Source organism: Xanthomonas graminis pv. graminis, assembly GCF_030168915.1.
Taxonomy (GTDB): Bacteria; Pseudomonadota; Gammaproteobacteria; order Xanthomonadales; family Xanthomonadaceae; genus Xanthomonas_A; species Xanthomonas_A translucens.
Genome location: NZ_CP076255.1, coordinates 1,004,998 through 1,025,631 on the forward strand (window position 1 = coordinate 1,004,998; position 20,634 = coordinate 1,025,631).

A 20,634-nucleotide genomic window follows, 5' to 3' on the forward strand; every position below is an offset into this window, starting at 1 on the left:
TGCATTCTAGTCGGTTGGCTGTTGCAATGCAGCGCGGGCGGCTAAGCCTATTCCTACAGGGCTTTCGGACTCCGTACCGCTGCGCATGGGCAGGTTTCCGATAGTGCCCGGCGCGCTGCCGGGCGATGCTGTGTCCACAGTCCACCCAAGGAGCAAGACGATGAAAGGAATCCCGTTTTCGGTCGGCGCGGTGTTGGCGGGCGTGCTGCTGGTTTTCGGTGCGGCCCGGGCGCAGGCGCAGCAGCAGGTCTACGTGGATGCGGTCGACTATCCAACCGAGGGCGCGGGCTGGGAGGCATTCGACGACCTGGAGCGGCGGCTGGCCAAGGACTTCGACCAGAGCTGCGGCGACACCTTCTGCGAGGGCGACTACAGCGATTACCGGCCGCTGCGCTACCGCTGTTCGGTGCGCCAGCGCGACGGCGCGATCGGCCAGTGCGTGTGGACCTTCGGCGCCAGCGAGGCCAGCATCGACCCGGCCACCGGCCAGGTGCAGGTGGATGCCAGGCTGTGGCAATGCCCCACGCCGCTGCTGCCGCAGACCCGGCTGGTGGCGCTGTACCAGGCGCTGGCAGGCGAGCACCCCTTGTTCGCGCCGCTGCCGTACAGCCGGCGCAGCGTCAACGACGGCCTGATCGATTGCCTGTAGTCGCGCTGTGCGCGCACCGGCGCCGGCGAATCGCCAGCGCCGGTCCCGGTCGCGGATGCCTACAGCAGCGGCACCATCAGCAGCGCGACGATGTTGATGATCTTGATCAGCGGATTGATCGCCGGGCCGGCGGTGTCCTTGTACGGATCGCCGACCGTGTCGCCGGTGACCGCGGCCTTGTGCGCCTCGCTGCCCTTGCCGCCGAAGTGGCCGTCCTCGATGTACTTCTTGGCGTTGTCCCAGGCGCCGCCGCCGGTGGTCATCGAGATCGCCACGAACAGCCCGGTGACGATGGTGCCGATCAGCAGCCCGCCGAGCGCGCGCGGGCCGAGCAGCAGCCCGACCACCACCGGTACCGCCACCGGCAGCAGCGACGGCACGATCATTTCGCGGATCGCCGAGCGGGTCAGCATGTCCACTGCGCGGTCGTACTGCGGCTTGCCGGTGCCCTGCATGATCCCGGGGATCTCGCGGAACTGGCGCCGCACCTCCTCGACCACGGCGCCGGCGGCGCGACCCACCGCCTCCATCGCCATCGCGCCGAACAGATAGGGGATCAGCCCGCCGAGCAGCAGGCCGATGATCACCGTGTGGTCGGACAGGTCGAAGACGAAACTCTCGCCCGGATGCGCGGCCTGCAGGTTGTGCGTGTAGTCAGCGAACAGCACCAGCGCGGCCAGCGCGGCCGAACCGATCGCATAGCCCTTGGTCACCGCCTTGGTGGTGTTGCCGACCGCATCCAGCGGGTCGGTGACCGCGCGCACTTCCGGCGGCAGCTCGGCCATCTCGGCGATGCCGCCGGCGTTGTCGGTGATCGGGCCGTAGGCGTCCAGCGCCACGATCATGCCGGCCATCGACAGCATGGCCGTGGCGGCGATGGCGATGCCGTACAGGCCCGACAGCGCGAACGCGCCCCAGATCGCCGCGCATACCGCCAGCACCGGCAGCGCGGTCGACTTCATCGACACGCCCAGTCCGGCGATGATGTTGGTGCCGTGGCCGGTGCTGCTGGCTGCGGCGATGTGCTGCACCGGCTTGTACTGGGTGCCGGTGTAGTACTCGGTGATCCACACGATCAGTCCGGTCAGCACCAGGCCGATCAGCGCGCAGCCGTACAGTTTGGTCGCACCGGCGGCGGTGTCGCCCATCAACTGCTGGGTCACCGGCCAGAACGCCAGCGCGGCGAGCACGGCCGATACCAGCACGCCCTTGTACAGCGCACCCATGATCGAGCCGCCAGGCCGCACGCGCACGAAGAAGGTGCCGACGATCGAGGCGACGATCGACACCCCGCCGAGCACCAGCGGATACAGCACCGCATTGCGTCCTGCCTCGGCCGCCATCAACCCGCCGAGCAGCATGGTGGCGATGACGGTGACGGCGTAGGTCTCGAACAGATCCGCAGCCATGCCGGCGCAGTCGCCGACGTTGTCGCCGACGTTGTCGGCGATCACCGCCGGGTTGCGCGGATCGTCCTCGGGGATGCCGGCCTCGACCTTGCCCACCAGGTCCGCGCCGACGTCGGCGCCCTTGGTGAAGATGCCGCCGCCCAGCCGCGCGAAGATCGAGATCAGCGAACTGCCGAAGGCCAGGCCGACCAGCGCGTGCAGGCTTTCCTCGACGCTGCGCCCCAGCCATTGCAGCACGCCGTAGTAGCCGGCCACACCGATCAGGCCGAGCCCGACCACCAGCATGCCGGTGATCGCGCCGCCGCGGAACGCCACGTCCATCGCCGGTCCCAAGCCGCGCCGCGCCGCCTCGGCGGTGCGCACGTTGGCGCGCACCGACAGGTTCATGCCGATGTAGCCGGCCGCGCCGGACAGCACGGCGCCGATCGCGAAACCGCCGGCGGTGTACCAGCTCAGGAAGAAGCCGACCAGCAGCAACAGCGCCACGCCGGCGATGGCGATGGTCTGGTATTGGCGGTTGAGATAGGCGCGCGCGCCTTCCTGGATCGCATCGGCGATCTGCCGCATGCGGTCGTTGCCGGCGGGCTGGGCCAGGACCCAGCGCGTGGACACGACGCCATAGAGAATTGCCAAGGCCGCGCACGTCAGTGCCACGGTGACCGCATATCGTTCCAGCATGACCCCTCCCAAGGATGTGGATGTCGCCCAAGCGATGGGGGCATACAGCGGGATCACACCGAAGGAGCCTGAGGCATGCAACGACTCCGCGGCCGCAACGCGCCGGTGGTGCGTATCGCCATGTGCGACCTGGCCTGAACGCGCCGAGTATGCGCCCGGGTCCTGCGCATCGCCAGCGACAGGCGCCGGCCCTGTCTTGGCGCCGCGTTCAGTCGGCGCGTGGCAGCGTGGCGCATCGCTTTCAAGGAGCAAGCCGATGCAATCGACGATCCCGGCGCGGCGGCGCGCACTCGCTTCGACCCTGGCCCTGGGCCTGTGCGCCTGCGCGCCGCTGGCGGCGCTGGCCGCCGATCCGGTCCCGGAGTTGCAGCAGCGGCAGCCCGGTGCGCCTCAGGCGGTCGGCGTGCTGCACACGATCCGGCAGATCCCCGAGGCCTGCGTGCGCTTCGAAGGCGTCTACACCGGCGATGCGGCGCAGCCCTACACGTTTTCCGCGGTGCGCAGCAGCCCCACCTGCCAGCCGCGCGCCAAGCTGGTCGAGTTCGACCAGGCCAGGCCCAGCGAGGCGACCGGCTGGAAGTTCAACGACGTGATCCGCGTGCCCAGCGCCGCCTGTCCGTCGCAGCAGGCGGTGGTGCGGGTGTGGCGCAAGCCGGTGGCGACCAAGGCGGATCTCGACGGCCAGGGCCAGTCGCGGATCTATCTGGAAGAGGCGAAGAAGCAGGCGGCGGCCGGCGCGATCGCGCAGGTGCCGCAGTTCGCCGCGCAGATGACGCTGGAAGGCACGGCCTGCCGCTGAGTCGGGGCGCGTAGCGGCATTCCTTGCGGAATTCAGCTGCTGCGCGACTGCTCGCGCAGCGTTGCCGATGCGTGGCATGGACATCGGGTGGCTGGGCGCTTTTTCTGCCTGACCCGATGTGCTTGCACGCTTGCGCAGTTCGCGGTTCGCAGTTCGCTGCGCTCAGCCCTGCCAGCGGCTGCCTGAAATGCATTTTTCTCAGCCGCGAACGCGCGTTGCCGTGCGCCGTCGCCAGCTTTTTTAATCGAAAACATAGGCCATGCGAACCCGCGCAGCTTTATCGCGCTAGCTACAGTCCTTGCCGCTGCAGGCGCAGCCATTCGTCGGCAACGTCGCCCATGCTCTTCGGCGCGCCGTCCTTGATCCACGCCATGAAGGCGCGATCGAACTTGAACTCGGCCCCGCACGCGCCGGCCAGGAACCGGCGCACTGCCTGCGTACTGCGGTAGGTCTCGTCCACCGGCGTTGCGCGCGTGATCGGACCGTTGTGCCAATCGACGTTCATTCTGGTTCCTTGTCGCCGGTTTGCAGTGCGAATGCCGCTTGGCAGGCGTCAGCGTAGCCGAATCGTCGTTGCGAACCCGCTACAGCGGCCGCGGCAAGCGACATCCAATCGCTGCCCGCCGCAGCGAATGAACGGCGCCCTAGTCTGGCGCCGCTCGCGCATACGCGCAGTGGCGCACATGGCGGGCAAGCCAAGCCACGGACCGGCGTCGCCGCCGCGATGCCATTGCGGTCGACACCAAGTACCGGCTGCGCGCGCTCGATCTGCTCAGCTCAGCTCAGCAAACTCCGTGCGCTGCGCTGCGCTGCGCGGTGCAGCGCAGCGGCGAGGAGCATGCAATAAGCCTTGTCCCATCCCCTCGGGAAAAGGCACGCTGTAAACCGAGTCCCGAGTCCCGAGTCCCGAGTCCGTCAATCCTCCCAGGCCGGCAACTTCTTCTTCACCGCCACGTTCTTCAGCGCCACGTACTTGGGTAGGCCGTCGTTGCGGTCGTAGGGCGGGTAGGCTTCGCCGCGGATCAACGGTTGCAGGTAGCGGCGCGCTTTCTCGGTGATGCCGAAGCCGTCCTTGCGCAGGAACGCCGGCGGCATCTTCTTCTCGTGGTTGGCGATCTTGCTCAACGGCGCGGCTTCGATCTTCCAGCGGTAGGGCGCATCGCTGCTGCGCACGATCACCGGCATCACCGCGTTCATGCCCTTCAGCGCGAACTGCACCGCCGCCTTGCCGGCCGCCTGCGCCTGCTCCCAGTCGGTCTTCGAGGCGATATGGCGGGCCGAGCGCTGCAGGTAGTCGGGCAGGGTCCAGTGCACCTTGTAGCCGAGTTCGGCCTTGACCTTGCCGGCCAGGTACGCCGCCACGCCGCCGAGCTGGCTGTGGCCGAACGCATCGGTGCCGCCGCCGGTATCGGCGACGAAGCGCCCGTCGGCGGTCTGGATGCCTTCGCTGGCCACCACCACGCACCAGCCGACCTTGTCCACCACCTTGCGCACCTGCGCCAGGAACGCGGCTTCGTCGTAAGCGCTTTCGGGGAACAGGATGATCTGTGGCGCATCGTCCGGCGACTGCGCGGCCAGCCCGGCCGCAGCGGCCAACCAGCCGGCGTGGCGGCCCATCGCCTCGTAGACAAAAACCTTGGTCGAGGTCTCGGCCATCGCCGCCACGTCCAGCGCCGCTTCGCGCACCGACACCGCGGTGTACTTGGCGGCCGAGCCGAAGCCGGGGCAGGTGTCGGTGACCGCCAGGTCGTTGTCGATGGTCTTGGGCACGCCGATGCAGTGCAGCGGATAGCCGAACGCGTCGGCCAGCTGCGACACCTTCCACGCGGTGTCGGCCGAGTCGTTGCCGCCGTTGTAGAGGAAGTAGCGCACGTCGTGCGCCTGCAGCACCTGCAGCAGGCGCTCGTACTTGGCGCGGTCGGCCTCCAGCGACTTGAGTTTGTAGCGGCACGAACCGAACGCGCCGCCGGGCGTGTGCGCCAGCGCGCGGATCGCCGCGGCCGACTCCTTGGAGGTGTCGATCAGCTCTTCGCGCAGCGCGCCGAGGATGCCGTTGCGCGCGGCCAGGACCTTGACCTTGCGTGCACGCGCCTCGCCGATCACGGCGGCGGCGCTGGCGTTGATGACGGCGGTGACGCCGCCGGACTGGGCATACAGCAAGGTGCCTTGGGCCATGGTCGGGACTCGCTCCTGGGGTGGGGACATTGCCGGGACATTGCCCGGATGCGTTAAGCTGGGGGCCTTGCGGTACAGCGCAGGCGTGGCCCCCGAGTCTAACGCCGCCGGCCGCGCACGGTAATTTCCTCGAGGAGTCAGGTTGATGCGATTGGTTCTGTTGGGACCGCCCGGATCGGGCAAGGGCACGCAGGCGAGCCGCCTGAAGGACAAGCTGCAGATCCCGCACATTTCCACCGGCGATCTGCTGCGTGCCGAAGTCGCCGCCGGCACCCCACTGGGCGTGCAGGCCAAGGAAGTGATGGCGCGCGGCGACCTGGTTTCCGACGACATCCTGCTCGGCATGCTCGAATCGCGCCTCGGCCGCGACGACGTCGCCAAGGGTTTCATCCTCGACGGCTATCCGCGCAACCTGACCCAGGCCTCGGCGCTGGACGAACTGCTGGCCAAGATCGGCCAGCCGCTGGACGCGGTGGTGCAGCTGGACGTGGCCACCGAACTGCTGGTCGAGCGCATCGCCGGCCGCGCCAAGGCCGAAGGCCGCGAAGACGACAATCCGGAGTCGGTGCGCAAGCGCCTGCAGGTGTACAACGATTCGACCGCGCCGGTGATCGGTTTCTACGACAAGCGCGGCACCCTGGCGCGCGTGGACGGCGTCGGCTCGCTGGACGAAGTGCTGGCGCGCATCCTGGCGGCGATCGGCCGCTGAGACGGCGCTGCGCCGAGCGGCTGCGGCGCTCGGCGCGCCTGATGGTCGATGGTCTCGCCCCATTCGCGGCGCTTCTTCGCAGGCCTGCGACCATCGTGCTTGCTTCACTGTAGGAGGGGCTTTAGCCCCGACCGTTTCCGACCTCGGAAGGCGCGCCGCTGGGTTAGTCGCCGTTGAAACCGCTCCTGCAGGGAGTTGGGCTTGGTTGCCTGGGTGCGTTGTGGAAGTGCCTTTCGGCCCAGCATTGCCCGCGCCGGCACGTCTGCCGTTTCTGCTATCGCGACATCGCTGGGTGCACTGTGGGAGGGACTTCAGTCCCGACGCATTTGCGCCGCCGGAAAGAGCGCCGCTTCGCTCGTCGCGGCTGAAGCCGCTCCTACAGGGACTTGCGGCAAGCTAACTGGACGCACTGTGGGGGGACTTCAGTCCCGACGCATTGCGCCGCCGGAAAGCGCCCCGCTTCGCTCGTCGCGGCTGAAGCCGCTCCTACAGGGACTTGCGGCAAGCTAACTGGACGCACTGTAGGAGGGGCTTCAGCCCCGACAGGCTGTGTCCGAAGTCTGTACCTCTCACACTTCGCTCGTCGCGGTTGAAACCGCTCCTGCAAGGGATAAGGACGTAAGGCCGGCGTGTGCGGGATGCCCGCAGGGTTCAGGCCCGCCAGGGCATCGACCAACTCCGGCTACCCCGCGTCCGCGCCATGTAGTCGGCGAACCGCGTTCTGCGCAAGAGTTCTGCGCAAGAATTTTAACGTCATCCGTCGCCAGCAGTGGCCAAGGCCAAACCCACGCCTCCCGCCGCGCGTGGGCGTGGGCGGGAGGCCGAGAATCGTCAGGTGCCAGCGAACGGGCTTGCTCAAGGCCCCACAGCATGAGCTCCCCCTTGGTAATGGCTTTTGGGGGAGTAGGACCGTAGGGATGCTGCGGTTGGCGCGTTCATTTTCGATGTCGGCCTCCGACTTGCCTATCGGTAACTTTCTTCAGGCCTTGTAGTGGATTTCCTGCTTGACCCGGTTGCCGTTGCGACCCTCCGCGCGCGCCAGCGCTACGGCACGACGCCGGCCGCCGCTGCGCGCCGGTTTGCGCACGCCGGGGGATCGGCGACAATCGGCCCATGAGCAAGATCCACATTCTCGGCATCGCCGGTACGTTCATGGGTGGCGTCGCCGCGCTGGCGCGCGAACTCGGCCACGAGGTCGAAGGCAGCGACCAGGCGATCTACCCGCCGATGTCCACGCAACTGGAACACCTCGGCATCGCGCTGCAGCAGGGCTACCTGCCCGAGCACATTGGCGCCGACTGCGCGCAGGTGATCGTCGGCAATGCGCTGTCGCGCGGCAATGCCGCGGTCGAGGCGGTGCTGGATGCCGGCCGTGCCTACACCTCCGGCGCGCAATGGCTGAGCGAGCAGGTGCTGCCCGGGCGCGACACGCTGGCGGTGGCCGGCACCCATGGCAAGACCACCACCACCAGCATCCTGACCTGGCTGCTGCAGGCGGCTGGCCGCGAGCCTGGCTTCCTGATCGGCGGCGTGGCCGAGGATTTCGGCCTGTCCGCACGTCTGGGCGGCAAGGCGTCCGCGGCCGGCGGCGCGCACGGCGCGGCACCGGCGGTCGCTGGCGGCGCTGCTGCACAGGACGCCGCGCGCGCGGCCGAGCGGCCGCTGTTCGTGGTCGAAGCCGACGAGTACGACACCGCGTTCTTCGACAAGCGCAGCAAGTTCGTGCACTACCGTCCGCTGGTGGCGATCCTCAATAATCTCGAATACGACCATGCCGACATCTTCCCCGACGTGGCCGCGATCCAGCGCCAGTTCCATCACCTGGTCCGCACCGTGCCGCGGCGCGGGCGGCTGATCGTCAACGGCGAGGACGCGCATTTGCGCGAGGTGCTGGCAATGGGCTGCTGGACCCCGGTGGAGCGCTTCGGCTTCGATCCGGCGTTGGAATGGAGCGCGCGCCCGCTGGCCGCCGACGGCAGCCATTTCGCGGTGCTGCATCACGGCCAGGAACTGGGCGAGGTGCGCTGGCCGCTGTTCGGCCGGCACAACGTGATGAACGCGCTGGCGGCGCTGGCCGCAGCGCACGCGGTCGGCGTGGCGCCGGCGCAGGTGATGCCGGCGCTGGCGCAGTTCCGCAGCGTCAAGCGGCGCCTGGAAGTGCTCGGCCAGGCGCAGGGCATCACCGTCTACGACGACTTCGCGCATCATCCCACTGCGATCCGCACCACCCTGGAGGGCCTGCGTGCCAGGGTCGGTACGGCGCGCATCGTGGTGGCGATGGAGCCGCGCAGCAATTCGATGCGCCTGGGCGCGCATGCCGAGGCGCTGGCGCCGGCGCTGGACGCGGCCGATGCGGTGGTGTTCCTGCAGCGGCCGGAACTGGCCTGGGACGCGGGCAAGGTGATCGCCGCGCTGCGCGGCCAGGCCTTTGCCGCCGCGGACGTGGACGCGCTGCTGGCGGCGCTGCAGGCGCAGGCGCGTGCCGGCGACCATGTGGTGTTCATGTCCAACGGCGGCTTCGACGGCGCGCCTCGGCGCTTCCTGGCGGCGCTGCAATGAGCGCGATGATGCAATGCGGAGGGCGCATATGAGCGAAGACGAGCGCAGCACGCTGCCGCTGTTCCCGCTGCATGCGGTGCTGCTACCCGGGGCGTCGATCAAGCTGCGCGTGTTCGAACGCCGCTACCTGGACATGGTGCGCGAGTGCGGTCGCAGCGGCGGCGGCTTCGGCGTGTGCCTGATCCTGGAAGGCAGCGAGACCGGCGCGCCGGCGCGGCCGGCCGCGTACGGCACCGAGGCGCGCATCGTCGATTTCGATGTCGGCGCCGACGGCGTGCTGGTGCTGAGCCTGCGCGGCGAACGCCGCTTCCATGTGCTGCGCAGCCGGGTCCGCGACAACGGTCTGGTGGTCGGCGAGGTGCACTGGCGCGAGCCGGACGAGGACGACGAGCTGCAGCCGCAGCACGCGCTGTTGTCGGTCGTGCTGGACAGCATCCTCGACCAGGCCGCCGAGGTGTTTCCGGTGGCCGGCCCGCGCCTGCTCGACCAGGCCGCCTGGGTCGGCTGGCGCCTGGCCGAACTGCTGCCGCTGGACGAGCGCCAGCGCCTGGCGCTGCTGCAGGAAGACGATCCGCATGAGCGGCTGGAGCAGTTGCTCGGGTGGATCCCCTAGGCCGGTCAGTGCAGCGCCTGCCTCCGGTGCGCCAGCAGCGCCTGATCGAGCGCCAGGGAAAATTCCACGACCGGGTCGTCGGCCGCCGCGATGGCGTCGGCAGCGATGAGGCGTACCCGCATCAGGCTGTTGGAGCGGGTAAAAAGCAGCATGGTGGGCCGTGCGTCATCATCGCAAAACCTCAAATCTCCCACCTGCAACGCCGAATTGGGGCATGCGGGAAGGGAGACCACGGTCAGCTGGGACAGCAGCGTCAGCAGCAACTGGCGTGCCGCCTCCGGGGTCGTCCGGTAATGGTGGGTCACCTGCAGCAGATACGCCCGTGCCGTATCGGAATAGTAGTCGATGACATCGCGCGTGCCCGGCAGCGCTTCGCGTTGCTCGAAGATGAAACGGCCGATGTGTTTCGTCTGCGGAACGAAATAGGCGTGCGGCGGATCGTCGGATGCCGGCCATTCCTCGAATCGATAGCTGGCGGCGGCAGAGGTCTTCAGTTGTTCGTCGAGACGGATCATGTTTTTCTCCTGAGCGATGCGGGGCGTGCCTGCCAGCCATCAGAAAACACGGCGGTGACCAAATTGGGTGTTGGCTGCGGCTCCGGAAGGAATGCATTTCCCTATGCCGTCGGCGCTGTTGGCGCAAAGCCGCGAGCGATAGGACATGGTTGCGTAGGGCGTTGGGATGGGAAGCGCCGGCATGGCGGCTTCCACCGAAAATGTCATGGGCGTTGGCAAGGTCGGCATGCTCGCTCCCGGCCATGGCGTCGTCGATCCATCGACCTGCAGGCAGGCATCGTAGATCGGCTCGCTTGCGCCGCCGAATCCGCTGCTCCATGCCACTTCATGATAGGAAAAGCGGCCCTGGCTCGGCCGCCCGGGGAACGTGGGACCGAAGGCATTGGATCCTATTGCAATGATCATATTGGTCGCAAAGCCGTTGCCTTGCGGGTCCGTCATGACGGCTTCGAGAAGTTCGCATCCAAGCGCATTGGCGAACGTGGTCACGATGGTGGCGCAGTCTGTGCAGTTCACCGTTCGTGGGCTGAACGCCGATCCGCTCAAGAATCGGGTGAACGAACTCAGATTGAATTGGCTGTTGCCATTGACGATTTCGACGTAAAAAGCCGCGCCGTTGACGCTGTCGTAGCGCAGGCCGCTGTTGTTGACCCGTGTGGTGATCGCTGCCGCTGCGCCATCGACTGCGAGCGTGCCTTCCGCCCATTGGCAAGCGTAATCCAAAACGCTCTTCCACACGCGTTGGGTAGGTTCGCCGTACTCTAGCCAAGGCAGGGTGGCCCGCTTCAACGTAACGTAGACCTTGTGATTGGTGATGCCAAAATTTCCGGCAACTCCGAGAATGGTTCCATTCCAGGTCAAGGTCGCATTCCTGGCCCGTACGCCGCCTTGCCCAATGCCGTTATTGGCGAACTGGAACGTGATGTAGTCGGAAACGCCATTGACGAATGTAACCTCGACCATGTTGCTTTGGCCGAATTCGGCGCTGCCTGTGGCCTGGATGCTGGCGATGCCGTTGAAGCCTTCAGCAGCGGCGAACCGCGCCTGGATGCAGATGGTTCTGGTGTCGTCGAGCAGATACCAACCGTCAGGGCACCTGCTCGTATCGACGGCGGCCAGGCGGGTAGCTTGCGGATCCGCGTAGAACGGCAGCGAATTGCGCAGGGTCTGGGTCGGGTCGAAGGCGAGCCGCACCTCCATGATCTGAATCAGCGGCAGCGGATCGACCGGGTCGGGCGTTGGCGGAGGTTGCGGCTTGTTCTTGTAGACCGTGGCGAAGGCCAGCGCGGTCGAGGCGAGCGAGACCACCCATGCCGCCACGGTGATGCCGGAGAACACCAGGATGAGCCTGGCCACGATCCTGAGCAGCGCCCAGTATCCAACGCTCACCAGCAAGCCGACCAGAATGCGCAGGTAGCTGCCGTTGTAGAGTTGGCGGACGATTTCGAAAATGCCCGCACCGGTCATGGCGGCGCCGAGCGACAGGTTGGCGGCGATTTTGGGGTCGGTCAGGATCTTGCCGATATAGGCCCTGCCCTGCTGGGTGAAATCGCATTTCAGTCCGCTGATGAGATCGACCACGCCGAACACGACCGTGAAGACCAGCTGCGCCTTCCAGACGCTGATGTCGTCGTTGGGAAAGCCCACGGCGCGGCCTGCCTCCCAACGCTTGCCGCCCTGGTCGACGTAGATGACGTGCGCGTCGCCCTGGATCTCGGACGAGATCATGAACGGCACGGCCTTGCTGTGGGCAAGGTTTGCAACGATGGTCGCGGTCCAGGCGCGTTGCGCTTGCAAGCGCGGTGAGTCCGCGCCCAGCGTTGCGCTTGCCGCTTCCAGTTCGGCATTGAGCGCGGCGATCAGGGCTTCACCAGTGGCTGGAAAGGTCGAGTCGGTCGTCTGCCGAGGCCGGCTGCCTGTGAACGCAGAGCTTGCAATGACGGTCTGCGCGGAGATGCTCGCGATTTGCATATCGATCCGCGCGCCATCGACCAGCCCGATGGGATGGCCATCGACCAGATTGCGCGCCGGCGACAGGGTGAAGTCGTAGCGGGCGAGCAGTCCGGATGCATCGACCGGCGGCGGCGCTTGCAGATACAGCTGTATGTCGGCGGCCGTCAGCGCAAGATTCCAGACGTCGACGCTGGCGACATACCCTTGCAGCGGCGTGGCGCCGGTGGGTTGTCCCACGCTGCGCGCCGCGCCGATCACCAGGTAACTGCTTTCGGAGGTTTCGGCGATGGGGCCGAACGCTTTGCTGGCATCCAATACGCCATCGATGTAGAGGCAAAGCGTGGTTCCATCGAACGTGGTGGAGATGTTCGACCACTGGTTGAGCGGGATGACCGCCGTGGAGACCAGCGCATCGCCGACCCAGTTGGCGCCGCGCTCGGAAACCACGTTGAAGCCGCTGCTGCCGTTATAGCGCAGGAACAGGCCCATGCCGCTGGAATCTTCGATGTCTCCGTTGATGAAGATGTACTGGTCGTTGCTGAGGCTGCTATCGGTGATATAGACATCGGCCTGGACGGTGTATGGATCGATCAGGCCGCCGCCGGGGTTGACATGCTTTTGGTAGAGCGGGCGAGCGTACGCAGTGGCGTGCAGCCTGAGCGCGGGGACCTCGCTGATCATCGCGGCGCTGCCGGCCAGCGCGACCGGGAACTTGTTGTTCGATTGGTCGCACGGCGGATTGACGCTGAAGTCGTAGTCGAATGCGACCGTGGCATCGTCGATGCGCGTATACATGTTGGCCAGCACCTGATCCGCGGTGAGCGCCACATTGAACGCACGCACGCGGCGCAGTTCTCCTTCGAACAGATTGCCGATCACGATGTCCGCCGGTACCGAGCCGGGGCTTCCGCCGATGGCGATGGGACCGGCGACCAGCTCGCCGTCGATGTACAGGTAGACCTGCGAACCGCTGCAGGTGACGGCCAGTGCCTGCCAGGTGCCTTGCAGCAGCGGCGCGGTGGTGGTCACCGCCGGCGCCATGCCCGAGATCAGCAGGGCCAGTTCCGCACCGCTCGCGCCGAACTGGAAGATCCCGGCTTGGCTGACGATGGGCACGAACGGCATGTCTTGCGAAAGCGGCAGCGACTTGAAGCGGACCAGGGCGTCGATCGAGAACGGAAAGGCGCCATTCAGAACAAGGCTCGAAACAGTGGAGTTCACGCTGCCTGCTGCATCGAGTTGCAGCAGGATGGACGTGTTGGCGGGCGAGTACGGCGATGTCTGGCTCATGTCAGCGTCTCGCGCAGCACGAACGTGAAGTCGCCGACCGGCACCAGCAGGCCGTCGTTGGCGCGCAGCTTGTCCGCAAGCGCGAAGTCCTTCCACGGCCGGCCGAATGCCGCGACGGGAGAATCGGCGGCCGGCGCGAAGAACGCCTGCGTCTGCAGGCTGGCGCGGTCCGGCCACTTGGGCGCGGAAGCGGGCAGGGTCGCCCAGCTCACGATCACCAACGCGGCGCCCGGATCACAGATCCCCGAGGCCGCCTGTGTCTGCGGGTCCGTGTTGAACATCCAGGTTTCGTCGATCTTCAACGCCGCGCAGGTGATGCCGAAGGTGGTGCCGATCGGGAAACCCTTGGCGCACAATTCGAACGCGACCAGCGCCTGCCCGCTTTGCGGGTTCTGGAAGGTCTGCGGCACTTCATAGGTGCGCGCGGGATAGTCCATCACCAGATCCATGTTGCGCATGGCGACGTTCTGGTTCGCGTGGACCCAGGTGACGTAGTCGTCGAAGCTGGAAAACGTGCTGGGCAATGTCGGCGTTTGCGTGTTGGACGCGACCGCCACGTAGCACATGTGCTGGCTGGTCGTGGTGCCGTCGAGCACGAAGTAGTCGGCGCCGGCGATGATGCCGTTGGCGTCGGTCGAGGCGAGGGGCGAGTAGGTGTTGCCTTTATCCGTGCGCAGCGCGTTGTTGGCCCAGTCGGGCGTGTTCAGGAACAGCGAGGCCGGCGACCGGTACAAGGAAATGAACCATCCTTGCTGGGTCGTGCCGGTCAGGTTCTTCGCGCGGACATACACCGGATTGATGCGCGAGCCGGCTTCTGCCGGGACGTTCATGTCTTGCGACCAGGCGAAAGGCGTGGCGAATTGCTGGGGGTCGGCGATGAGGGGCGAGGAGATGATGTCGGGCGACTGGCTCCAATAGCCTTTCGACGGCGTTATGCCGGAGTCGCCCAACGAGTCACGTACCAAAAATCCATTATAGGTAGGCATTTTGCAGGGTTCCCATGAAGCGAATGGTGATCCGCCGTGCGTCTGCGGATCGGCAAGGAGATGCTTGCGAAGCAGGTGGGAAGGTCGATCTTTGCGCAATGCGGATGTTGCAGCGCCATCGCCATGGGGGCGGCCTGGGTGTGCCGGGTCATGGTTGTGCAGATAGTGCAAACAAGGCAAACAGGAAGGATTGCAGCCTCAACCATGGCCATCGGCCAAGAGCAACCATGCGAGGGTTGCCGCGTTCGATAGTACATGAATGTTGTGACAGGAAAGCGCCGCCGTAGTCGCCGGCGCGCAAGCGCGGCGGCGCTTGCCTGCAGCGCGGCCGCCGCATGGCAACGCATTGGTTGCTGCTGCCGGTCTGGAGGCGGCGTGCCTGGTCATGGCGCTTGCAGCCGGCGAGGCACCTGCGCGCGCTGGTCGCTTGCATGCGCTGCGCCAGCGCTGCCGATGGCATATCGCTGCCTGGCGATGCGTCTGGTCCCGTCCACACGCCGCCGTTGCCGGCGATGCGCTGCGCGGTTGGCGATCAGTTCCCGTCGCTGGCCGGCGCCTCGCCCTCGCTGCGCACCAGCAGCACCGGCACTTGCGAGGGACGATGCATGTCCCTGCGCGTGGGCAGGGCGTGCAGCGCATCGGTGACCGCGTTGAGCGCCGGATCGGCGCCGCGCAGCGGGCGCCACAGACCGATCAGGTTGACGTGGCGTTCGTAGCGCAGGCTCTGCGCGCTGCCCAGCCACAGCGGCACGTTGCCCGGTTGCAGCCGCGCCGGCGCCGGCCACAGGCGCAGCGCGTACAGCTCGCCGGGGCGTGGGCCGCTGCGCAGCATCAGCAGCGATTCCACCTGCGTGTCCAGCGTCGCCGGCAGCACCGGGACCTGTTCGGCCTGGGCCTTGTAGTCGAGCAGTTGCAGCGCCTGTTGCCAGCCGGCCTGCGGCTGCACGCGCCAGCCGGCGGCTTCGAGCTGGCGCTGCAGCGGTGCCAGCGGTCCGGCCACCTGCAGGTCCAGCGGCCAGCGCTGGTCGTCGTCGAATTCGTTGCGCCGCGACGGCAGTAGCCGCCACTCGTCCTGCCACCACGCGCTGGCGGTCAGATCCATCAACACCGGCGGCGGCGGTTCGAACTTGGCCAGCTTGCGCTCCAGATCGCGCGGCGCGTACCACAGCGCCGCGGCGACGAAGCCGCCATAGAACAGCCAGGCCAGCGGTTTCATCCAGAACGCGCGGTTGAAACGGCGGCGGTAGGCGATGCCCAGCACCAGCAGCCAGAAGATGCCGAACAACATGCCGCCGATCACGTCGCTGAGCCAGTGCGCGCCCAGATACAGGCGGGCGAAGCCGATCAGGGTCACCACCACGCCGGACAGCAGGTACGGCCACACCCGCGAGCGCCCGGGCAGCTCGCGCGCGATCAGCACCGCGAAGAAGCCGAAGCTGATGGTGGCCATGGTCACCGCCACCGACGGGAAGCCGAAGCCGCTGCTGGCCGCCGGCGGGCGCACCACGTGCACGGTGGTGCCGAGCAGCTTGGTCAGGGCCAGGCCGAAGGCCAGCGCCGCCAGCCAGTGCGCCGCGGCCATCCAGCGCCGGCGCCAGACCAGGTAGCCCAGGCCGAGCGCGGTGGCCGGCACCAGCACCTGCCAGTCGCCGAGCGCGGCCAGCGCGGTCATCGGGTAGTCGGCCAGCGGATTGCGCAGCGCCAGCATCAGGTCGTGCACGGCCAGGTCCAGCCGCAGCGGCTCGCCGTGGCCGACCACCACCATCAGCAGCGCGAACCAGCCCCAGCCCAGCGCCAGCAGCATCACCGCCAGCATCGCCAGCGGCACCGACTCGCGCCGTTGCGGGTCGAAGACGGCGATCGAGTAGCGGCCCAGCACTGGGTGCCGCCGCGACCAGTCCAGGCCACGCGCCAGCAGCGCGTCCATGTGTCCGGCCGACCAGCGATAGCCGTACAGCACGATCGCCCAGACCAGGCCCAGCGCCAGCACCAGCAGGCCCAGCACCAGGAACAGGCGCCCGGCGACCGCGGCCACCGCGTCGTAGGCCTGGCCGAGCAGCCAGCCCGGGCCCAGGAACAGCAGCGCCCAGGTCACCGCGGCGACGCCGCTGGCGACGAAGTAGCGGCGCAGCGGCATCTTCATCATCCCGGCCACGGCCGGCACGAACGGGCGGATCGCGCCGACGTAGCGCGCCACCAGGATGCTCTTGAAGGCATTGCGGCGGAACATCGTTTCGCCGCGGTCGAGCAACTGCGGGTAGCGCCGGAACGGCCAGTAGTTGCGCAGCTGGTGGCCCCAGCGATGCCCGACCCAGTAGCTCAGCGCGTCGCCGGCCAGCGCGCCGAGGGCGGCGCTGGCCACCGCGTACGGCCCGGAGATCTGGCCGAGTCCGATCAGCACGCCGATCGCGAACAGCAGCGGCAGCGCCGGCACGATGGTGCCCAGCACGATCACCGCGTCGCAGAACGCGATCGCGAAGATGACCGCGCCGGCCAGGATGGGATGCGTTGCGACCCACTCCAGCGTGGCGTCGATCCATGAGGCATTCATGTCCACATTATAAGTGGGTGCGGATGGCGTTCCGCTTAAACTGGGCCGATGACACCCGCGCCGGCCGCCTCCACCCAGATCCTCAAGGCCGACAGCTTCGGCCGCATCCTGCTGGTGCGCGAGGCCGATGGCCACGGCCAGCGCGTGTTCGTGCGCCGCGACCTGACCGCCGCGCCGTGGTGGCTGCGCCTGCCGGCCTGGTGGCTGGCGCGGCGCGAGGCGCTGGCGTTGCGGCAACTGGCCGGCATGGCGGCGACGCCGCAGCTGCGCGGCTGGGACGGCACCTTCCTGGACCGCAGCTACCTGGCCGGGGATGCGATGTACCAGCGCCCGCCGCGCGGCGACCTGGCCTATTTCCGCGCCGCACGGCGCCTGCTGCAGCAGGTGCACCGGCGCGGCGTGGCGCACAACGACCTGGCCAAGGAAGCCAACTGGCTGGTGCTGGAGGACGGCAGCCCGGCGCTGATCGACTTCCAGCTGGCGGTGCGCGGCGCGCCGCGCTCGCGCTGGATGCGGCTGCTGGCGCGCGAGGACCTGCGCCACCTGCTCAAGCACAAGCGCATGTACTGCCGGCACGCCCTGACCCCGGTCGAACTGCGCCTGCTCAAGCGCCACTCCTGGGTGCGCGCACTGTGGTTCGCCACCGGCAAGCCGGTGTACCGCTTCGTGACCCGGCGCCTGCTGAAGTGGGAAGACAATGAGGGGCAGGGGCCTAAGCCCTGAGTGCCGGGACTCGGGACTTGGGACTCGGGACTCGGAAAAGCGGATTTGGGGTGTCTGCGGCTTAGTGGGGCTAAGCTGTTGCCAGTCCCGAGTCCCGAGTCCCGAGTCCCGTGAACCTAACCGGCAAAACCCTGTTCATCACCGGCGCCTCGCGCGGCATTGGCCTGGCCATTGCGCTGCGGGCGGCGCGCGATGGCGCCAATGTGGCGATCGCGGCCAAGTCGGCGGTGCCCAATCCGAAGTTGCCCGGCACCATCCACAGCGCCGCGGCGGCGGTCGAGGCGGCCGGCGGCCGCGCGCTGGCGCTGAAGTGCGACATCCGCGAAGAGGAGCAGGTGCGTGCGGCGGTGGCGGCGACGGTGGCGGCGTTCGGCGGCATCGACATCCTGGTCAACAACGCCAGCGCGATCTGGCTGCGCGGGGCGCTGGACACGCCGATGAAACGCTTCGACCTGATGCAGCAGGTCAATGTGCGCGGCAGTTTCCTGTGCGCGCAGGCCTGTCTGCCGCACCTGCTGCGCAGCGCCAATCCGCACATCCTGACCCTGGCGCCGCCGCCGTCGCTGGATCCGAAATGGTGGGCGCCGCATACCGGCTACACGCTGGCGAAGATGGGCATGAGTTTCGTGACCCTGGGCCTGGCCGGCGAATTCGGCCCGCAAGGCGTGGCGGTCAATGCGCTGTGGCCGCGCACACTGATCGCCACCGAAGCGCTGAACATGATCCCGGGCGTCGCTGCGGGCAACGGCCGGCGTCCGCAGATCATGGCCGACGCGGCGCATGCGGTGCTGACGCGCACCGCGGCCGGGTTCCATGGGCAGTTCCTGATCGATGACGAGGTGCTGGCCGCGGCCGGCGTGATCGACCTCTCCGGCTACGCGCTGGATCCGGCGCAGCCGTTGTTGCCGGATCTGTTCCTGGATTGAGCGGGCGCTGCGGGGCGTCGGCCGCTGCGGCGACGATGGGTTCGGTGTGGCGGTTGCCTGGGGGAGGACTCCAGCCCCGCCCCTGTCTGCCGTGCGGAAATTCTCGCTGCAGCGGTCGTGGCAAATCACCGTGTTGCTCCGCAGGATGTGCGGCCGGAGACGCGACGTGCTGCGGCGCGAGTGAGGTAGGAGCGCAGCGGTCCACGATGGCCGTCGGCCCCTGTACGCGCCCATGATGTCGCTGAGGCAGGGCCTGGAATGCACTAACTAAAGGTGAATTAAATATTTCACCATTGCTCGATATGCTTTTCCGATCTTCCGTCCATCGTCGCTCATGCCAGCTCCCGTCGTCGTCTCGCTGCCGCGCGCTTCCCGCCCCGTCCATGCCACGCATGCCGATCTCAGCGACAACGAGCGGCGCATGCTCGACAGCCTGCGCCTGTTCGGCACGGTCACCCGTGCCGACCTCAGCCGCATCACCGGGCTGACCGTGCAGTCGGCGGTGCGCCTGATCGATGGCCTGGCCGCGCGCGGGCTGGTGCTGATCGGCGCCTCGCTGGCGCACGGCGGACGCGGCAAGCCGGGTGCGGCGATCGCGCTCAATCCCGCCCACGGCCATACCGTCGGTTACTCGATCGCCACCGATGCCTTGTCGCTGGCGCTGCTGGATTTCAGTGGCCAGGTCCGCGCCAGTGCCGAGCATCCGCTGCGCTCCACCGAGCCTGCGGCGTTGCTGGCGCAGCTGCGCGAGGCCGACGCGGCGTTGCTGGCCGCGGCCGGACACGGACTCGGGCCGCGGCTGGGCGCGGGCGTGGCGATGACCGGGTTCTTCGTCGACGGCGCCAAGCGCATCAATCCGCCCGATCCGCTGCGCGCGCTGGGCGAGTTTGCGATTGGCGACTGGCTGGCCGAGGCGCTGGGCCTGCCGGTCTGGGTCGACAACGACGGCAGCGTCGCCGCGGTCGGCGAGAGCCTGCTCGGGGTCGGCCGCCAGTACCGCGATTTCGCTTACCTGTATTTCAGCTACGGCCTCGGCGGCGGCATGGTGATCGACGGCACCTGCCTGCGCGGCGCGCACGGCAACGCCGGCGAGTTCGCCGGCATGTTGCCGGGGCAGGGCCTGGAGCGCGCCACGCTGGAACTTTTGCGGCAGATGCTGATCGAGGACGGGGTGATGCTGGCCGACGTCAGCGCGCTGGTGGCCGCCTACGATCCGGCCTGGCCGGCCATCGAGCGCTGGATCGCGCGCACGGTGCCGGGCCTGTCGTTGATCGTCGCGGCGATCAGCGCCGTGTTCGATCCGCAGGCGGTGGTGTTCGGCGGGCGCCTGCCGCGCGACCTGGCGCTGCGCCTGATCCCGCGACTGCGCATCGTCGACCCGCCGCGCCGCAGCCAGTCGCGGCCGCTGCCGGTGTTGCTGCCGGCGGCGGCGATGGCCGACGCCAGCGCGGTCGGCGCGGCCACGCTGCCGTTGAAGGCCTGCTACTTCCGCTGAGCGGCGCCGCGCGCATGGCCGCGTGCGCGGCGTGCCCGCGCCTGCACGCCGCGGGCGTTACCCTGTGCGCCTGTGCAAGGACGGCGCGGCCGCGTGTCGCGGCACGTCGCGGTCCTGCCCGTTTCCGCCATCCACTGGAGTTGTCGCGATGAAATACCTGCATGCCATGATCCGCGTCCACGATCTGCAGAAGACCAGCACCTTCTTCACCGAAGGCCTGGGCCTGAGCGAGACCCGGCGCATCGACAACGAAGCCGGCAAGTTCACCCTGGTGTACTTCGGCGCGCCGGAGAACCCGCAGGCCGAAGTCGAGCTGACCTACAACTGGGGCTCGGACGAGGACTACGGCAGCGCGCGCAACTTCGGCCACCTGGCGTTCGAGGTCGACGACATCTACGCGCTGTGCGCGCACCTGCAGGCGCAGGGCGTCGTCATCAACCGTCCGCCGCGCGACGGGCGCATGGCCTTCGTGCGCAGCCCGGACCTGATCTCGATCGAACTGCTGCAGAAGGGCGAGGCGCTGGCCCCGGCCGAGCCGTGGGCATCGATGCCGAACACCGGCGTGTGGTGATTCGCTGCCGCCGCGCGCGTCGGATGCACTGCG

The 20,634-nt window shown here is 68.0% G+C and carries 16 protein-coding genes; 9 read left to right on the plus strand and 7 right to left on the minus strand.

Annotated features, from left to right (window positions below; translation table 11 throughout):
* Positions 1–160 precede the first annotated feature (160 nt).
* Positions 161–649, plus strand: coding sequence for a hypothetical protein (locus tag KHF85_RS04400; protein ID WP_284568651.1), 489 nt, complete (start codon positions 161–163; stop codon positions 647–649).
* A 59-nt stretch (positions 650–708) separates the two neighbouring features.
* Here KHF85_RS04400 and KHF85_RS04405 read toward each other — a convergent pair whose 3' ends face one another.
* Entirely contained in the window at positions 709–2,736 is a 2,028-nt protein-coding gene (locus KHF85_RS04405) for a sodium-translocating pyrophosphatase (RefSeq protein ID WP_284568652.1), read from the minus strand.
* Positions 2,737–2,992: 256 nt separating this feature from the next.
* On the opposite strand from KHF85_RS04405, the gene KHF85_RS04410 reads away from it, so the two are divergent.
* Complete coding sequence (locus KHF85_RS04410; RefSeq protein ID WP_284568653.1) at positions 2,993–3,535, plus strand: hypothetical protein; 543 nt, start codon at positions 2,993–2,995, stop codon at positions 3,533–3,535.
* A 289-nt stretch (positions 3,536–3,824) separates the two neighbouring features.
* Here the strand turns inward: KHF85_RS04410 and KHF85_RS04415 are convergent, their stop codons facing one another.
* Positions 3,825–4,040 (minus strand): DUF6434 domain-containing protein, encoded by a 216-nt coding sequence (locus tag KHF85_RS04415; protein ID WP_284568654.1) that lies wholly within the window; start codon positions 4,038–4,040, stop codon positions 3,825–3,827.
* A 410-nt stretch (positions 4,041–4,450) separates the two neighbouring features.
* Positions 4,451–5,710 (minus strand): 6-phosphofructokinase, encoded by a 1,260-nt coding sequence (locus KHF85_RS04420; RefSeq protein ID WP_284568655.1) that lies wholly within the window; start codon positions 5,708–5,710, stop codon positions 4,451–4,453.
* 145 nt (positions 5,711–5,855) lie between these two features.
* Here KHF85_RS04420 and KHF85_RS04425 point away from each other — a divergent pair, with 145 nt between their 5' ends.
* The 3 genes from KHF85_RS04425 (at position 5,856) to KHF85_RS04435 (ending at position 9,591) form a co-directional block, all read left to right on the plus strand.
* Positions 5,856–6,419 (plus strand): adenylate kinase, encoded by a 564-nt coding sequence (locus tag KHF85_RS04425; RefSeq protein WP_053835490.1) that lies wholly within the window; start codon positions 5,856–5,858, stop codon positions 6,417–6,419.
* 1,113 nt (positions 6,420–7,532) lie between these two features.
* Positions 7,533–8,978, plus strand: a complete 1,446-nt coding sequence (gene mpl / locus KHF85_RS04430; RefSeq protein WP_284568656.1) for a UDP-N-acetylmuramate:L-alanyl-gamma-D-glutamyl-meso-diaminopimelate ligase — start codon at positions 7,533–7,535, stop codon at positions 8,976–8,978.
* A gap of 28 nt (positions 8,979–9,006) precedes the next feature.
* Positions 9,007–9,591 carry an LON peptidase substrate-binding domain-containing protein gene (locus KHF85_RS04435; RefSeq protein WP_284568657.1) on the plus strand — a complete coding sequence of 195 codons (585 nt, stop codon included), beginning with the start codon at positions 9,007–9,009 and terminating at the stop codon, positions 9,589–9,591.
* A 5-nt stretch (positions 9,592–9,596) separates the two neighbouring features.
* Here KHF85_RS04435 and KHF85_RS04440 read toward each other — a convergent pair whose 3' ends face one another.
* The 4 genes from KHF85_RS04440 to KHF85_RS04455 all read right to left on the minus strand — a co-directional run bounded on the left by KHF85_RS04440 (position 9,597) and on the right by KHF85_RS04455 (position 16,886).
* Positions 9,597–10,106, minus strand: a complete 510-nt coding sequence (locus tag KHF85_RS04440) for a hypothetical protein (protein ID WP_284568658.1) — start codon at positions 10,104–10,106, stop codon at positions 9,597–9,599.
* Between the two features lie 39 nt (positions 10,107–10,145).
* A complete protein-coding gene (locus tag KHF85_RS04445; RefSeq protein ID WP_284568659.1) occupies positions 10,146–13,349 on the minus strand; it encodes a LamG domain-containing protein in 3,204 nt (1,067 codons plus the stop codon).
* The gene (locus KHF85_RS04450; protein ID WP_284568660.1) at positions 13,346–14,335 is read right to left on the minus strand and encodes a hypothetical protein; all 990 of its coding nucleotides are present in this window, start codon (positions 14,333–14,335) and stop codon (positions 13,346–13,348) included. The genes KHF85_RS04445 and KHF85_RS04450 overlap by 4 nt, the downstream gene beginning before the upstream one ends.
* 532 nt (positions 14,336–14,867) lie before the next feature.
* The gene (locus tag KHF85_RS04455) at positions 14,868–16,886 is read right to left on the minus strand and encodes a bifunctional DedA family/phosphatase PAP2 family protein (protein WP_284568661.1); all 2,019 of its coding nucleotides are present in this window, start codon (positions 16,884–16,886) and stop codon (positions 14,868–14,870) included.
* Positions 16,887–16,934: 48 nt separating this feature from the next.
* Between KHF85_RS04455 and KHF85_RS04460 the strand changes: the two genes are divergently transcribed.
* The 4 genes from KHF85_RS04460 (at position 16,935) to KHF85_RS04475 (ending at position 20,601) form a co-directional block, all read left to right on the plus strand.
* The gene (locus tag KHF85_RS04460; protein WP_053113536.1) at positions 16,935–17,609 is read left to right on the plus strand and encodes a serine/threonine-protein kinase; all 675 of its coding nucleotides are present in this window, start codon (positions 16,935–16,937) and stop codon (positions 17,607–17,609) included.
* Between the two features lie 110 nt (positions 17,610–17,719).
* Positions 17,720–18,535 carry an SDR family oxidoreductase gene (locus tag KHF85_RS04465; protein ID WP_284568662.1) on the plus strand — a complete coding sequence of 272 codons (816 nt, stop codon included), beginning with the start codon at positions 17,720–17,722 and terminating at the stop codon, positions 18,533–18,535.
* 334 nt (positions 18,536–18,869) lie between these two features.
* Positions 18,870–20,030, plus strand: coding sequence for an ROK family transcriptional regulator (locus tag KHF85_RS04470; RefSeq protein ID WP_409976654.1), 1,161 nt, complete (start codon positions 18,870–18,872; stop codon positions 20,028–20,030).
* Between the two features lie 148 nt (positions 20,031–20,178).
* Positions 20,179–20,601, plus strand: a complete 423-nt coding sequence (locus tag KHF85_RS04475) for a VOC family protein (protein ID WP_009607216.1) — start codon at positions 20,179–20,181, stop codon at positions 20,599–20,601.
* The last annotated feature ends 33 nt before the right edge of the window (positions 20,602–20,634 follow it).

Excerpts from the sequence above, each read along its gene's own strand:
- KHF85_RS04455 (WP_284568661.1), bottom strand. The coding sequence starts at position 16,886 with ATGAATGCCTCATGGATCGACGCCACGCTGGAGTGGGTCGCAACGCAT.
- KHF85_RS04440 (WP_284568658.1), bottom strand. The coding sequence starts at position 10,106 with ATGATCCGTCTCGACGAACAACTGAAGACCTCTGCCGCCGCCAGCTAT.
- KHF85_RS04435 (WP_284568657.1), top strand. The coding sequence starts at position 9,007 with ATGAGCGAAGACGAGCGCAGCACGCTGCCGCTGTTCCCGCTGCATGCG.
- KHF85_RS04445 (WP_284568659.1), bottom strand. The coding sequence starts at position 13,349 with ATGAGCCAGACATCGCCGTACTCGCCCGCCAACACGTCCATCCTGCTG.
- KHF85_RS04425 (WP_053835490.1), top strand. The coding sequence starts at position 5,856 with ATGCGATTGGTTCTGTTGGGACCGCCCGGATCGGGCAAGGGCACGCAG.
- KHF85_RS04470 (WP_409976654.1), top strand. The coding sequence starts at position 18,870 with ATGCCAGCTCCCGTCGTCGTCTCGCTGCCGCGCGCTTCCCGCCCCGTC.
- KHF85_RS04450 (WP_284568660.1), bottom strand. The coding sequence starts at position 14,335 with ATGCCTACCTATAATGGATTTTTGGTACGTGACTCGTTGGGCGACTCC.
- KHF85_RS04420 (WP_284568655.1), bottom strand. The coding sequence starts at position 5,710 with ATGGCCCAAGGCACCTTGCTGTATGCCCAGTCCGGCGGCGTCACCGCC.
- KHF85_RS04400 (WP_284568651.1), top strand. The coding sequence starts at position 161 with ATGAAAGGAATCCCGTTTTCGGTCGGCGCGGTGTTGGCGGGCGTGCTG.
- KHF85_RS04460 (WP_053113536.1), top strand. The coding sequence starts at position 16,935 with ATGACACCCGCGCCGGCCGCCTCCACCCAGATCCTCAAGGCCGACAGC.
- KHF85_RS04405 (WP_284568652.1), bottom strand. The coding sequence starts at position 2,736 with ATGCTGGAACGATATGCGGTCACCGTGGCACTGACGTGCGCGGCCTTG.
- KHF85_RS04415 (WP_284568654.1), bottom strand. The coding sequence starts at position 4,040 with ATGAACGTCGATTGGCACAACGGTCCGATCACGCGCGCAACGCCGGTG.
- mpl (WP_284568656.1), top strand. The coding sequence starts at position 7,533 with ATGAGCAAGATCCACATTCTCGGCATCGCCGGTACGTTCATGGGTGGC.
- KHF85_RS04475 (WP_009607216.1), top strand. The coding sequence starts at position 20,179 with ATGAAATACCTGCATGCCATGATCCGCGTCCACGATCTGCAGAAGACC.
- KHF85_RS04410 (WP_284568653.1), top strand. The coding sequence starts at position 2,993 with ATGCAATCGACGATCCCGGCGCGGCGGCGCGCACTCGCTTCGACCCTG.